A 689-nucleotide genomic window follows, 5' to 3' on the forward strand; every position below is an offset into this window, starting at 1 on the left:
TTATTGCTAAAGATGATGAAGGTAACATCACACTTGGCTTAGAAAAAGCAGATCGTACTACATTAGATAATGCAGTGAATGTAGGTAATACAGCCTCTGATGGTCGAGATGGTAAAGCTGGTGTAGCGGGGTCTGCAGGTACACAAGGCCCAACTGGTAAAGATGGCTTAAACGGTAAAGACTTAACGAATAAAGTCAATGCACTTCGTAATGGCGAAGCTGGTACGGTAGTGTACACAAATGCAGCAGGCGATCGTCTTGTAAAAGCAAACGATGGTCAGTACTACAAAGCTGATGAAGTAGAACCTAATGGAACTCCAAAAACAGGTGCTACAGCAGTTCCTACAAAGGATGTTATTGCAAGTTTAGTATCTCCAGATGGTACAACAACTGGAGCAACGACTAAGTTATCTAACATTGCAGATGGTGCTATTTCCAAAGACTCCAAAGATGCTGTAAACGGTAGCCAATTGTTCAACGAACGTGTGACAAGCCCAGTCATCTTCGTAGACAAAGATGGTAACCAAGTATTCAAAACTGCAGAAGGTAAATTTGTTACTAAAGATGGTGCAGAAGTTCCAGCAGCTGATTTAGATAAGGTTCATACTAAAGTGAATGCTGCCAAACCAATGACATTGGATAATGTGGCATCTGCTGTTAATGATTTAACAGGTAATACATACCTAGAT

General features: G+C 40.8%; 1 pseudogene. It reads left to right on the plus strand.

The annotated features are described in order from the left end of the window. Window positions 1–689: pseudogene (locus EO116_RS08380) on the plus strand (hypothetical protein); the annotation flags it as partial.

The sequence above is a fragment of the Veillonella sp. VA137 genome, from assembly GCF_003992015.1.
Classification (GTDB): Bacteria; Bacillota; Negativicutes; order Veillonellales; family Veillonellaceae; genus F0422.